Raw genomic sequence first — 13,021 nt, forward strand, 5'->3', positions numbered from 1 at the left:
TCGACCTCAATGTCCTGGCGCGATAGCATGCAAAACTGTTCGCGATGTCCTCGCACATCTGTTCGCGATGTCCCCAGTCCAAACAAAGGGGAGAAGGAGGTGCTCAGGCGGCGCCTGAACGGCTTAATATCATGCTCCGGCGCGCCGACCGGCGCTGCTCGACGGCGTCGGCAAGGCCGTGCAGCACCGTTTCGGTGGTTTCCCAGTCGATACAGCCGTCGGTGATGCTCTGGCCATAGACGAGCGGCTTGCCGGGCACGACGTCCTGCCGGCCGGCGACAAGGTTGCTCTCGATCATGATGCCGATGATGCGCTCGTCGCCTGCCGCGATCTGGCCCGCCACGTCAGCCGCCACCAGCGGCTGGTTTTCCGGCTTCTTGTTGCTGTTGGCATGACTGACATCGATCATCAGCCGAGGTGCCACGCCGATCCGGCCGAGCTCAGCGGAGGCAGCAGCTATGCTTGCCGCGTCGTAGTTGGGCACAATGCCGCCGCGCAGGATGACGTGGCAGTCCTCGTTGCCGGTGGTCGTCGCGATGGCGCTGCGCCCACCTTTCGTCACCGCCATGAAATGGTGCGGCTGGGCGGCGGATTTCACGGCCTCGGCCGCGATCCGCAAATTGCCGTCGGTGCCGTTCTTGAAGCCGACCGGGCAGGACAGGCCTGATGCGAGTTCGCGGTGGATCTGGCTCTCGGTCGTGCGCGCGCCGATCGCGCCCCAGGCGACGAGGTCGGCAATATATTGCGGGGTGGCCATGTCGAGGAATTCGGTGGCCGCCGGAAGGCCGAGATTGTTGACGGCGGAGAGCACGTTGCGGGCCATCCGCAACCCCTTGTCGATGTTGAAGCTGCCGTCGAGGTCGGGATCGTTGATCAGGCCCTTCCAGCCGACCGTCGTGCGCGGTTTCTCGAAATAAACCCGCATCACGATCTCCAGCCGGTCCGACAGGCTTTCACGCAGCGATGCCAAACGGCTGGCATAGTCTACGGCGGCGGCCGGGTCGTGGATCGAACAGGGGCCGACGACGACCACCAGCCGATCGTCGGCGCCGGTCAGCACGGCGTGGATGGCATTGCGTGATGCGGCAACGGTGCGCGTCGCCGTCAGCGTGCGCGGTATTTCCCGCATCACCTCGTCGGGTGTGCTCAGTTCTCTGATTTCCTTGACCCGAAGATCGTCTGTGGTCGTCAACACGGCTTCTGCTCCTGATTGGGAGACCTGCCGGCTGAAACAAAAAAGCCGCCAGGTCTGGCGGCTGTTCGGATGTTATTGCTGCAATCTTCAGATCGAGCGCAATCCTCCCGCCGCCAGCGAGTAGCTAAAGTACCAAAACGAGGCGGTCAGGTGGATCATCCGGTTCATATAGTCGAAGCGTAGGCGCTTGTCACGTGTCTGGTGAGGAGGAGGTTTACTCCAGCCCATTCGCGATTGGCTGAACCCCCCGAACTTCGTCATCCTCGGGTCTGCGCCGCGTCGCTGCGCTCCTTGCTCCGCCCGTGGATGACGAAGTGATGGGCGGCGTTCCGCTCGACTTGCCGGCGTTATTCCGGCGACGACCCGGCGACGCTCTGGTCGTAATCGACCAGCGACCCGGTCATGACGCCGGACTGCGGGCTGATCATATAGCTGATCAACCGGGCAAGCTGTGCCGGCTTCACCAATTGACCCATCGGCTGCGCGGCCTCGGCCCTTTCCAGCCAGTCGTCCGGCGCGTCGTGCCATTTCTTCTGCACGATCGCTTCGCCCTCGGTGTCCATCCAGCCGGGCAGCACCGCATTGCAGCGGATGCGATTGCCGCGATAGGCATTGGCGACATTCTTGGTGAGTGTCGCCAGCGCTCCCTTGCTCGACGAATAGGGCGCCAGGAACGACTGGCCGCAATGCGCCGACATCGACAGCACGTTGACGATCGAGCCCGGTGCCTGGCGCGCCAGCAAATGCGCCACCACGCCCTGCATCAGGAAAAACGGGCCCCGCACATTGGTCTGGAATATCTGGTCGAACAGATCCTCGGAGGTCTCGACCAGCGAGCCGCGAGCCGAGGTGGCAGCGGCGTTGACCAGCGCGTTGACGGAACCAAAATGGCCAATCGCCGTTTCGACCGCACGCTTGCAGTCGGCCACTTTTGAGACGTCGGCGCTGATGAAGATGGCATCGACGCCTGCCCCGTTGAGGATGGCGACAGCCTTGTCGCCCTTCTCCTGCGAGCGGCCGATCAGTGCCAGCGCCCGGCAGCCCTCATCGGCCAGCGCTTCGGCGACGGCAAAGCCGATGCCTTGTGCGCCGCCGGTGACGATGGCGCGTGTTTCGGAATTGCGACCGGCTGAACCGTTCATCGCCTTGCTCCTGTGCTTGATAGTCAGATTGTTTTGTCGAGGCGGACGGTCTTGCCTTCCTTGGCCGATTTCAGCGCCGCATCCGCCAGCCTGAGCGCCACCAGCCCGTCCTTGCCGCTCGGCGCCGCCTTCTTGCCTGACGTCGCTGCCGCGATGAAGGCAGCGATCTCGTTGGCATAGGCGTCGAGATAACGGGTCATGAAGAAATCGTGCAGCGGCGGCCGCGTATAGCCCTTCTCATTGGCCAGTTCGATCGACACCGGCCGCTGGTTCTCGGCCGCAATCATGCCTTTCGAGCCATGCACCTCGATGCGCTGGTCGTAGCCGTAGGTGGCGCGGCGTGAGTTGGAAATGACGCATTGCTTGCCGGAGGCAGTTTCGAGGATGACGCTGACGCTGTCGAAGTCGCCGGCCTCGCCGATCTTCTTGTCGATCAGCACCGAAGCGTGAGCGCTGACCGCCACCGGCTCCTCGCCGAGCAGGAAGCGCGCCATGTCGAAATCATGAATGGTCATGTCGCGGAAGATGCCGCCCGAGCGGCCGATATAGTCGAGCGGCGGCGGGCCGGGATCGCGCGAGGTGATTGTCACCATTTCGACAGTGCCGATGGCGCCGTCGTCGATCGCCTTGCGCACGGCGGCAAAATGCGGATCGAAGCGGCGGTTGAAGCCGACCATCAGGGTGGCGCCGGCCTTGTCGACGACGGCCAGGCATTCTTCCACTCTGCCGGCGTCGAGATCGATCGGCTTTTCGCAGAAAATCGCCTTGCCCGCCTTGGCGAAGCGTTCGATCAGGTCGGCATGAGTGTCGGTCGGCGTGCAGATGACGACCGCGTCGATATCGCCGGCCTTCTCGATGGCATCGATGCTGCGCACTTCGGCGTCATAGGCAGAGGCCAGATCGGTCGCCGCCTTCTCGAAGGCATCGGCAACCGCAACCAGCCTGGCCTGCGGATTGGAACCAACGGCGCGGGCATGGACCTTGCCGATACGGCCGGCACCGAGAAGAGCAAAGCGAAGAGGCATGAAGAATTTTCCTTTGAGGATGGTTCGGAAGGGAGGGCGTGTCAGCGCCTGTGGCTCGGCGTTGGCCGTTACGCCGCAAGTTCCGCCTGCCCGGTCTTGGCGCCGGTGATGTAGGAGACGATATCGTTGCCGTCGGTGTCCTGCTTGCGCAAATTGGCGACGATGCGGCCGCGCCGGAAAACGACGATGCGGTCGACCAGGTCGAACACCTGGCGCATGTTGTGAGAGATCAGGATCAGCGGTTCGCCATTCTCCTTCAGCGTGCGGATGATGTTTTCGACCTGCATCGTCTCCTGCACGCCGAGTGCCGCCGTCGGCTCATCCATGATGATGAGCTTGGAAGCAAAGGTCGCGGTTCTGGCAATCGCCACGCACTGGCGCTGGCCGCCCGACATGTGGCGGATAGTATTGGAAAGATTGGGGATCTTGACCGCTGTCCGGACCAAGGCTGCCTCGGTCGCCTTGCGCATGAACTTGCGATCGAGGATCGAGAAGGGCCCGAGATTGAAAAGCACCCGCTCGCGGCCGAGGAACAGGTTCGACGGGACGTCGAGGTCGTCGGCGAGCGCCAGGTTCTGGAACACCGTCTCGATGCCCGCCTCGCGGGCTTCGATCGGGCCGGCAAAATTCACTTCCTTGCCGTCGAACCACATCCTGCCGCTGGTGCGCTGCTCGACGCCGGTGATCTGGCGTACGAAGGTCGATTTGCCAGCGCCGTTGTCGCCCATGATGGCGACGTGCTCGCCCTTGCGCAGCTCGAAGTTGGCACCCTCCAGCGCATGGACGCCGCCATAATACTTGGTCAGGTTTTCGGTCTTCAGGACGATGTCCGACATGATCAAGCCCTCATCGCCCGCAGGCGTTGGCGCCACTGGTCGAGTACGACTGCGCCGACGATGATCACGCCTTTGACCATCTCCTGATAATAGGCGTCGAGGCGCAGAAAGGTGAAGCCGGAGATGATGACGCCGAAGATCAGCGAGCCGATCACCGTCCCGATAATCGAACCGCGGCCGCCCGACAGCGAGACGCCGCCGATAACCGCCATGGCGATCGCGTCGAGCTCGTACATTACACCCATGCCGGCCTGGGCGGTGAGATTCTTGGAGCTCAGCACCACGGCGGCGAGCGCGGCGAGGACGCCGGCAATGACGTAGACGAGGATCTTGTGGTTGGCGATGTTGATGCCGGACATGCGCGCGGCGTCCTCATTGGAGCCGATTGCATAGCAGTGCTTGCCATATTTGGTGTAACTCAGGATCAGCTGGAACAGCACTGCGAGCGATATGAAAATGATGACCGGCATCAGCCCCTTGCCGATGGCGGCGAAACTCTCGGTCGGAAACGAGATCGGCTGCCCCTTTGACCACCATTTGGCGATGCCGCGTGCGGTGACCATCATGCCGAGCGTGGCGATGAACGGCGGGATGCGCGTGTAGGCGATCAAAGCGCCGTTGACCAGGCCGGCCAGCAGTCCGCAGCCGATCGCGACCAGCACCGGCACGATCACCGGCAGGTCGGTCCAGCCCTGGGCGATGAACATCGCCTTGGGGTTCGGGTTGCCGTTGACCGTCGCCACCTGGGCGAAGCTCATGGCGATCATTGCCGTGGCGCCGACGATCGAACCTGAGGACAGGTCGATGCCGCCGGTAATGATCACCTGCGTCACGCCGATGGCAATAATGCCGACGATCGACACCTGCAGGATGATGATCTGCAGGCGCGCTTCGTTGAAGATCGCATCGATATTGTCGCGGGTGTTGAACAGGAAGCTGTCGCCCAGGAAAACCCGGCCGATCAGCTCGAAAGCGCCGACCAGGATGACGAGCGCCAGGAAGACGTTGAATTCGGCCGGCCATGCGCGCCGCTTCGCATCATAGCTGAGCCCGCCGACGCCGTGAGATGTCTGTGCCAATCGTGCTTCCTCCGTCAGCCACGGTCTCCACTCGGCGCTGTTCAGGCCGAGAGGGAAAAAGCGGAGCGGCGCTGTCTTACTTCGGCGCGCCGCTCCGTATCGGACAGGTCCGCCTCAGTTCTTCTTCAGGAACTTGTCGATATTTGCCGGCGTGACCAGCTGGAACGGGATGTAGACCTTGTGCTCGACCTTCTCGCCCTTCGCCAGCTTGAGCGCCGCGTCAAGCGCGCCGGCACCCTGGCCGGCCGCGTCCTGGAACACCGTCGCATCGAGGTCGCCCGCCTGCATCGCGGCAAGCGCATCCTGGGTAGCGTCGACCCCGCCGACGACAACCGACTTCATGTCGATGTTGGCGGCCTTCATCGCCTGGATGGCGCCGATGGCGCTTTCGTCATTATTGGCGATGACGCCGTCGAACGGTTTGCCGGTCGACAGCCAGTTGGTCATCAGGTTCTGCGCTTCTTCGCGCTTCCAGTTCGACGTCTGCTTGTCGATGATCTTGATGAAGCTGCACTCCGGCGTGGCGATCACGTCGTCAATGTCCTTGGTGCGCTGCACCGCTGCCTGGTTCGACAGCTCGCCCATGATCACATAGACGTTGGCTTCAGTCTTGCCGGCCTCCTTGAACAGGCGGCAGACCTCCTTGGTCTCGAGCGTGCCGGAATCGGCTTCGTTCGAGGCGACGAAGGCCTGGTTTTCGGGCAGCGTGTCGACGTTGACCGGCTCGCGATTGACATAGACCAGTGGAATCTTGGCAGCGGCGGCTGCGTCCGACATCGCCTGAGTCGCCGAGGTGTCGACCGGGTTGACGATGATGGCGTCGACGCCTGAGGCGGCGAAGTTCTTGATCTGGTCGAGTTGCTTGGCGACGTCGTTCTGCGCATCCTCCACCTGCAGCTCGACGCCGTCCATGCCCTTGGCCTGTTCAATCATGCCGTTGCGCAGCACGGTGAGAAAATTGTCGTCGAACAACGCCATCGACACGCCGATCTTGGCAGCAAAGGCGGACGAACTCATCAGCGCCGCGAACGCGACGCCCAAAAGCAGTTTTTTCATTTTATTTCTCCTCCACATTGGTGTCCGGCTGCACCGATCTACCCGGAATCCCCGATCTCGCAGGGAATTCTCTCCCGATTGCCATTTTTGGTTCCGGAGGCATTTTGCCTGAAACAGATCTTCCGGAACGAAAGAACCAAAATTCTCAGTTGGTGAAATATTTATTCCATTTCGCTTGGGCGTCAAGCGAGATTTCGCCATGAGGAATGGATTTTCGGCATTTCGAGCGCTTTTAGACGGACGCTAACGCAAGCCAGGCCTGAAAGCGTTCTGATAGATTACATCATGTCTGCCGCCGATGACCGCGACGTCAGATGTTTTCCGGCAGATAAATGTCGAAGGGCAGAAAGGTCTGGCCCGGCGCATTCGCAGCGCCGGTCTCGATGGCATGCGCCATCAGCCCGACAAGCTCGCGGCAAAGCGCCGCCAGTGGCGTAGAGATCACCATGGTCAGGAAATTATCTGCCAGCGCCGCGCGGGAGTCGGGCGTGATCTCGTTGCAGACGACCGCCGGCATCTCAGCCGGCTTTGCCTCCCTCAGCGCCGAGATCGCGCCTTCCATGCCGCCACCGGCGACATAGCAACCGGCGAGATCAGGGTGGCGGGCCAGAAGCTCGATCATTGCATCATGTGTGATCTGGTTCGCTTCCAGATTGACCAACGTCTCGAGGAGAGTGAATTCCGGCGCCTGCTCGCGAAAGAAGGAGCGAAAACCGATCTCGCGAAGCTCATGGCCATGGAAGCGATGGCTGCCGACGAAGAGGGCAACCTTGCCAGGTCTCTTCGCGGCCTTCGAGATCATCCAGGCAGCGGTGCGGCCGACCTTGCGATTGTCCAGGCCAACATAGCCCTCGCGAATACCGGACGCAAAGTCGGAAAGCAGGGAGAACACCGGTACGCCATTGGCTTTGAGAGCCTCGACGGCGACCGTCAGCGTCGGGTGATCAGGCCCGACCAGGGCGACGGCCCTGGATTTGGCGGCCAGCTTGCGCATCCGCTCGACGATCTCGTCCGGCGCCAGCGAAGCGGCGAAGTCGATGGTGGCCACGCCGCGAAAGCGCGGCGACTGCGATACCGCCAGTTCAAGCTCGCGGGCAAATTCACTGTAGAAGACGTCCTCCCGTCTCAACAGCAGGAACCCGAGCCGGTATTCGGGCAATTCATGGCGCATCCGCTGCTTGATCAATCCGGCTGCGTGATAGCCGATGCTGGTCGCGGCCTCATAGACGCGGCGCGCGGTTTCCTCGCGCACCGGCAAGCGGTTGTTCAGCACCCGGTCGACGGTGGCAACGCTGACCCCCGAAATGCGCGCCAGGTCGGTGATCGTCGGCCGTTTCGCCATCGCTGCCTCATTCCACTGTTTGGCCCTTTTACACCATTCTGATGGAAAATGATAGAAACTATCTTTGTGATATTGAGCCTATCAGGGCTCGGCGTTATTTTGAACGCTGACCGAATATGATCGAGGCCTCCGCTATGGTGGATATTGGACTCCGAACCGGGAATACGAGCTCCGCAGCGGCGTCCCGACGCGACTACAGCCTGATCGGCCGCGACGCGAAGCTTGCCGTCGAGAGCGGGCTGGCGGCGGCCGAGTGGTATCACACCGACGTGCCGCGCAAGCAGATGAAGGAGCTGATGCAGCGCTCCGACGGCCCGGCGATCCGCGATACCATCGTCTGGCTCGGCGCCATGATCCTCAGCGGCGCCGGCGCCGCCTGGTTCTGGGGCAGCTGGTGGTGCGTGCCGTTCTTCTTCGTCTACGGCGTCCTCTACGGTTCCTCCACCGATTCACGCTGGCACGAATGCGGCCACGGCACCGCTTTCAGGACGCAGTGGATGAACGACGTGGTCTATCAGGTCGCCTGCTTCATGATCATGCGCAACCCGGTGACCTGGCGCTGGAGCCACACGCGCCATCATACCGATACCATCATCGTCGGCCGCGATCCGGAGATCTCGGTGATGCGTCCGCCCGATCTGCTGCGCGTGGTGCTCAACTTCGTCGGCATTCTCGACGCCTGGCACGCGATGAGCGACATGCTGCGCAATGCAGCCGGTATCGTCAGTCCGGCCGAAAGAACCTTCATTCCCGACCAGGAGCAGCCGAAGGCAATTCGCATTGCCCGCATCTGGACGACAATCTATGCCGCGACCATTGCGCTGGCGCTCTATACCGCCTCGTTCCTGCCGCTGATGCTGGTCGGTCTGCCCAGGCTTTACGGTGCCTGGCACCATGTCATGGTCGGCCTGCTGCAGCATGGCGGCCTGGCTGAAAACGTCACCGATCACCGGCTCAACAGCCGCACCGTCTACATGAACCCGATAAGCCGCTTCATCTACTGGAACATGAACTACCATGTCGAGCATCACATGTTTCCCATGGTGCCCTATCACGCGCTGCCCAGGCTGCACGAACTGATCAAGCACGATCTGCCGGCGCCGACATCGTCCATCCTGGCCGGCTACCGCGAGATGATACCGGCTTTCCTGCGCCAGCTGCGCAATGAGGATTATTTCATCAAGCGCGAACTGCCGCCGACGGCGAGGCCCTATCGCGAGGATTTCCACAGCGATAACGCTGCTGTTGCGGTGGCTGCCGAATGACAAGCCCATGCCAAGGCACCAAACATCGAGGGACCCGTAAATGAGCGACTGGGTCGAGGCCTGTGACGCCGAGGACATCGACGAAGAGGACGTGATGCGCTTCGACCATGGCGGCCGCACCTTTGCCATCTATCGCAGCCCCGACGACGAGTATTTCGCCACCGACGGGCTTTGCACGCATGAGAAGGTGCATCTGGCCGACGGGCTGGTGATGGACGATATCATCGAATGCCCGAAGCATAATGGCCGCTTCAACTACAAGACAGGGGCTGCCAGGGGCGCGCCGGTCTGCGTCGATCTCAGGACCTATCCGGTCAAGGTCGACGCCGGCAAAGTCCTTGTCCGGATCGGTTGATGATGACGAAGGATATGGTCATCATTGGCGCCGGCGAATGCGGCGGGCGCGCCGCCCTTGCGCTGCGCGAGCTCGGCTTTAATGGACCGGTGACGCTGGTCGGCGACGAGCCGCATCTGCCCTATGAGCGCCCGCCGCTGTCGAAAGACGCGATGGTTGCCGACGCGCCCCTGCTCAAAGCAATCGCCACCGACGCGATCCTGGCCGAAAGATCGATCAGGCATATCCATTCGGTTCAGGCGGTGGCGATCGACCGCGCGGCGCATGTCGTGCGCCTCTCGGACGGTTCCGTCCTGGCCTACGACAAGCTCCTGCTGGCGACCGGTTCGGTGCCGCGCAAGCTGCCGATGCCGGGCCTTGGCGGGCGCTGCGTCTACCTCCGGACCTTCAACGACGCGCTGGCCATTCGCGCCCATCTCAGCGCCGGAAATCGCATCGCCATCATTGGCGGCGGCTTCATCGGGCTTGAGCTTGCCGCGGCGGCACGCAGACTGGGTGCGGCGGTCACAGTTATCGAGGCGCAGCCGCGCATCTTGATGCGCGGCGTGCCGGCCGAGATCGCTGAGGTCATCCATCAGGCGCATGTAGCCGAAGGCGTGAAAATCCTGTGCGGCGAGGGCATCGCCGCCATTGCCGATGATGGCGCCGAAGTGCGCATCGCGCTCGCCGGTGGACACGACATTGTCGCCGATCTTGCCGTGATCGGCATCGGCGCCGTGCCGGTGACCGGACTTGCCGCGGAGGCGGGGCTGACCGTCGACAATGGTGTCGCCGTCGACGCCGAGCTTCGCACTAGCGACCGGGATATCTTTGCCGCCGGCGATTGCTGTTCGTTTCCGCTCGCCATCTATGGCGGCCGGCGCGTGCGGCTCGAAGCTTGGCGCAATGCACAGGAGCAGGGCGCGCTCGCCGCAAGGAATATGCTTGGCGCCGGCGAGTCCCATGCGGCGGTGCCGTGGTTCTGGTCGGATCAGTACGGCCTGACCTTGCAGATCGCCGGCCTGTCGGACGAAGGCCGCAGCATCGTGCGCCGCGACCTCGGCGACGGCGCCTTCATCCTGTTCCACCTCGCCGAGGACGGCAGGCTGGTTGCGGCAAGCGGCATCGGCCCCGGCAACGCGGTCGCCCGCGACATAAGGCTGGCCGAGATGCTGATTGCAAAGCAGGCAAGGCCGGCGCCGGAATCGCTAGTCTCGCAGGCGGTCAAATTAAAATCGCTGCTGGCGGCTTGATCCGCCGCGTGGATAGTTGACCGAACGCGTTCGGCTAAAACAGCGCTTTCAGCTCCGGCAGCTTGTCGTTGACCAGCCAGCCATAGTAATTTTCCTCGGGCAGCTTTTCCGGCTCGCCCGCAGCGCGGCGCTTGTCGTTCTCGGCTTTCAGCGCATAGGCGCGCTGTTCGGGATTGCCGACATTGTAGAGCGTCGACGTGATGCCGGGATTGCCTGAGATGTCGAAGCCGGCAATGCTTTTATAGGCGTCGATCGACTTCCTTATCGTCGCCGCGACATAAGGCAGTGTCAGGTCAGGGTCCATGATTGTCTTGTACACCGCATTGGGGTCGCCGACGTCGAGTTCCGGCAGGCCGGAAACCTTGTGCACGAGGTCGCTCATCTGCAGTGCCGTCAGCGGATTGAGCTGGCCAAGGCCAAAAGTCTGGCCGGCATAATAAGGCTGGAAGAAAGTGGCGCCGAAGCGGTCGTTGGGAAAGCTCTCGCCGTTGACGGTTTTGCCGCGGAACGACCGGTTCCACACCTGTTCGCGGCACTCCCACAGATCGTAGCTGTCGGACTTCCCTGCGCATTTCGCAAATTGCGGCCGTTGCACGAAATCGGTGATGTCCTCGCCATCATAGGCAAAGGAGAGCTTGCTCGACAGATACGAGATCGCCTTGACGTAATAGGTCTGCAGCCGGTCATAGGCATCGACATTATAGGTATGCTCGCCGACGATGGCTCCAACGATATGGATTGGGTCGATGTCATAGGCCGCGGCTGCCTGCTTGATCTTACCGCGCAGCTCGGCATCGTTCTGGAGCAGCGCAAAGACTTTGCGGTATTTCGCCTGGAAGGTGGTGTTGGTCGCCTGGGTGCGCCGGCTCGAAGCGCCCGGTATGTCGGGCTGCTCGGTGTTGCGGTTGCCCGGCGGCACCATCGTTGCCGCTTGCGCGGCGAACATGGCTGCCGCCAGCGTCAGCCCCAAAATGACGAGGATCAGTTTTTTCATGCGCCGCCGCCCAAATAGTCGCCGGCAAACTAGGTAATGCTCCACCGGGAGTCGAGAGACGCCTGCACCCGACGGGACGAAAGCTTGCCGGATGCTTCCATTTGGCCACACATCGGGAATGCTGGGCCAAATTGGGGAGGCCGGGAGCAATTCCCCGACCCTCTTCGAGAGTGAAGCGTCTCCTACAGGATGAAACGCGACAAGTCCGTGTTTCTGGAGAGGTCGCCGACATGCTTCTCGACATAGGCGGCATCGATGGTCACCGAGGTGCCGTTGCGGTCCGGCGCGTCATAGGAGATATCGTCCAGCACCCGTTCCATCACCGTCTGCAGCCGCCTGGCGCCAATATTCTCGACGCTGGCGTTGAGGTCCACGGCGATGCCGGCCAACGAATCGATGGCGTCGTCGGTGAAGACCAGGTCGACGCCTTCGGTCTTCATCAGCGCGATATACTGCTTGATCAGGCTGGCTTCGGTCTCGGTGAGGATGCGGACGAAATCGCCCTTCTCCAGCGCCCGCAGCTCGACGCGGATCGGCAGGCGGCCCTGCAATTCCGGCAGCAGATCGGAGGGCTTGGCGACGTGGAACGCACCCGAGGCGATGAACAGGATGTGGTCGGTCTTCACCGGTCCGTATTTGGTCGCAACCGTGGTGCCTTCGACCAGCGGCAGCAGGTCGCGCTGCACACCTTCACGCGAAACACCGGCACCAATGCCGCCTTCGCGCGAGGCGATCTTGTCGATCTCGTCAAGGAAGACAATGCCGTCATTCTCGGTCGATTCGAGTGCCCTGCGCACCACTTCGTCCTGATCGAGCAGCTTGTCGGACTCGTCGCTGATCAATAGCCCGTAGGACTCCTTGACGGTCGTCTTGCGCAACTTGGTCTTCTTGCCGCCCATCGCTTTCGACAGCATATCGTTGATGTTGAGCACGCCGATATTGGCGCCCGGCATGCCGGGGATCTCGAAGCCGGGCATGCCGCCATTGCCGGTATCGGCCACTTCGATCTCAATCTCCTTGTCGTCGAGCTCGCCGTCGCGCAGCTTCTTGCGGAAACTGTCACGGGTGGCCGGGCTCGCCGTCTTGCCGACGAGCGCTTCGAGCACCCGTTCCTCGGCGTTGATGTGGGCACGCGCCTTGACGTCCTCGCGCATCTTCTCGCGAACCAGCCCGATGGCGATCTCGACCAGGTCGCGAATGATCTGCTCGACATCGCGGCCGACATAACCGACCTCGGTGAACTTGGTGGCTTCGACCTTAACGAAAGGCGCACCGGCAAGGCGTGCCAGGCGGCGCGAAATCTCGGTCTTGCCGACGCCGGTCGGGCCGATCATCAGGATATTCTTCGGCATCACCTCTTCGCGCATCTGGCCCTCGAGCTGCTGGCGGCGCCAGCGGTTGCGCAAGGCAATCGCCACGGCACGCTTGGCGTCTTTCTGGCCGATGATGAAGCGGTCGAGTTCCGAAACGATTTCGCGAGGAGAGAAGGTGCTCATGTCA

12 protein-coding genes are annotated in these 13,021 nt (G+C 62.3%); 3 read left to right on the forward strand and 9 right to left on the reverse strand.

The genetic code is table 11. The features are described from left to right. Positions 1-103: 103 nt before the first annotated feature. The 7 genes from NKI97_RS24690 to NKI97_RS24720 form a co-directional block, all read right to left on the reverse strand. A complete protein-coding gene (locus NKI97_RS24690; RefSeq protein WP_352451676.1) occupies positions 104-1,195 on the reverse strand; it encodes a 3-deoxy-7-phosphoheptulonate synthase in 1,092 nt (363 codons plus the stop codon). A gap of 347 nt (positions 1,196-1,542) precedes the next feature. Next, a complete protein-coding gene (locus tag NKI97_RS24695) occupies positions 1,543-2,337 on the reverse strand; it encodes an SDR family oxidoreductase (RefSeq protein ID WP_352451675.1) in 795 nt (264 codons plus the stop codon). A 23-nt stretch (positions 2,338-2,360) separates the two neighbouring features. Further along, on the reverse strand, positions 2,361-3,362 hold the full coding sequence (gene iolG / locus NKI97_RS24700) for an inositol 2-dehydrogenase (RefSeq protein ID WP_352451674.1): 1,002 nt from the start codon (positions 3,360-3,362) through the stop codon (positions 2,361-2,363). A 68-nt stretch (positions 3,363-3,430) separates the two neighbouring features. Further along, positions 3,431-4,198, reverse strand: coding sequence for an ATP-binding cassette domain-containing protein (locus NKI97_RS24705; protein ID WP_254815918.1), 768 nt, complete (start codon positions 4,196-4,198; stop codon positions 3,431-3,433). 2 nt (positions 4,199-4,200) lie between these two features. Beyond that, positions 4,201-5,277, reverse strand: coding sequence for an ABC transporter permease (locus NKI97_RS24710; RefSeq protein ID WP_292655972.1), 1,077 nt, complete (start codon positions 5,275-5,277; stop codon positions 4,201-4,203). A 114-nt stretch (positions 5,278-5,391) separates the two neighbouring features. After that, a complete protein-coding gene (locus NKI97_RS24715) occupies positions 5,392-6,333 on the reverse strand; it encodes a sugar ABC transporter substrate-binding protein (protein WP_352451673.1) in 942 nt (313 codons plus the stop codon). 310 nt (positions 6,334-6,643) lie between these two features. Continuing rightward, a complete protein-coding gene (locus tag NKI97_RS24720) occupies positions 6,644-7,675 on the reverse strand; it encodes a LacI family DNA-binding transcriptional regulator (RefSeq protein WP_023677522.1) in 1,032 nt (343 codons plus the stop codon). 134 nt (positions 7,676-7,809) lie between these two features. Between NKI97_RS24720 and NKI97_RS24725 the strand changes: the two genes are divergently transcribed. Genes NKI97_RS24725 through NKI97_RS24735 form a run of 3 tightly spaced genes read left to right on the forward strand, consistent with a single transcriptional unit; the run spans position 7,810 to position 10,527 of the window. Further along, positions 7,810-8,940 (forward strand): fatty acid desaturase family protein, encoded by a 1,131-nt coding sequence (locus NKI97_RS24725; RefSeq protein ID WP_352837059.1) that lies wholly within the window; start codon positions 7,810-7,812, stop codon positions 8,938-8,940. A gap of 40 nt (positions 8,941-8,980) precedes the next feature. Next, positions 8,981-9,295, forward strand: coding sequence for a MocE family 2Fe-2S type ferredoxin (locus NKI97_RS24730; protein ID WP_023677524.1), 315 nt, complete (start codon positions 8,981-8,983; stop codon positions 9,293-9,295). A gap of 2 nt (positions 9,296-9,297) precedes the next feature. Then, positions 9,298-10,527 (forward strand): NAD(P)/FAD-dependent oxidoreductase, encoded by a 1,230-nt coding sequence (locus NKI97_RS24735; protein WP_352451679.1) that lies wholly within the window; start codon positions 9,298-9,300, stop codon positions 10,525-10,527. Between the two features lie 34 nt (positions 10,528-10,561). Here the strand turns inward: NKI97_RS24735 and NKI97_RS24740 are convergent, their stop codons facing one another. Further along, positions 10,562-11,521, reverse strand: coding sequence for a DUF1402 family protein (locus tag NKI97_RS24740; RefSeq protein ID WP_352743943.1), 960 nt, complete (start codon positions 11,519-11,521; stop codon positions 10,562-10,564). A gap of 182 nt (positions 11,522-11,703) precedes the next feature. Next, positions 11,704-13,017: an ATP-dependent protease ATPase subunit HslU gene (hslU, locus tag NKI97_RS24745; protein ID WP_352454824.1), complete on the reverse strand. Its 1,314-nt coding sequence runs from the start codon at positions 13,015-13,017 to the stop codon at positions 11,704-11,706. Positions 13,018-13,021 lie beyond the last annotated feature (4 nt).

Origin of the sequence: Mesorhizobium sp. M0296 (assembly GCF_040321675.1) — a bacterium.
Taxonomy (GTDB): Bacteria; Pseudomonadota; Alphaproteobacteria; order Rhizobiales; family Rhizobiaceae; genus Mesorhizobium.

What these genes read in the sequence shown, in the direction of transcription:
- NKI97_RS24715 (WP_352451673.1), bottom strand. Translation starts at nt 6,333, where the DNA reads ATGAAAAAACTGCTTTTGGGCGTCGCGTTCGCGGCGCTGATGAGTTCG.
- NKI97_RS24720 (WP_023677522.1), bottom strand. Translation starts at nt 7,675, where the DNA reads ATGGCGAAACGGCCGACGATCACCGACCTGGCGCGCATTTCGGGGGTC.
- NKI97_RS24740 (WP_352743943.1), bottom strand. Translation starts at nt 11,521, where the DNA reads ATGAAAAAACTGATCCTCGTCATTTTGGGGCTGACGCTGGCGGCAGCC.
- NKI97_RS24725 (WP_352837059.1), top strand. Translation starts at nt 7,810, where the DNA reads ATGGTGGATATTGGACTCCGAACCGGGAATACGAGCTCCGCAGCGGCG.
- iolG (WP_352451674.1), bottom strand. Translation starts at nt 3,362, where the DNA reads ATGCCTCTTCGCTTTGCTCTTCTCGGTGCCGGCCGTATCGGCAAGGTC.
- NKI97_RS24735 (WP_352451679.1), top strand. Translation starts at nt 9,298, where the DNA reads ATGACGAAGGATATGGTCATCATTGGCGCCGGCGAATGCGGCGGGCGC.
- NKI97_RS24695 (WP_352451675.1), bottom strand. Translation starts at nt 2,337, where the DNA reads ATGAACGGTTCAGCCGGTCGCAATTCCGAAACACGCGCCATCGTCACC.
- NKI97_RS24705 (WP_254815918.1), bottom strand. Translation starts at nt 4,198, where the DNA reads ATGTCGGACATCGTCCTGAAGACCGAAAACCTGACCAAGTATTATGGC.
- NKI97_RS24730 (WP_023677524.1), top strand. Translation starts at nt 8,981, where the DNA reads ATGAGCGACTGGGTCGAGGCCTGTGACGCCGAGGACATCGACGAAGAG.
- hslU (WP_352454824.1), bottom strand. Translation starts at nt 13,017, where the DNA reads ATGAGCACCTTCTCTCCTCGCGAAATCGTTTCGGAACTCGACCGCTTC.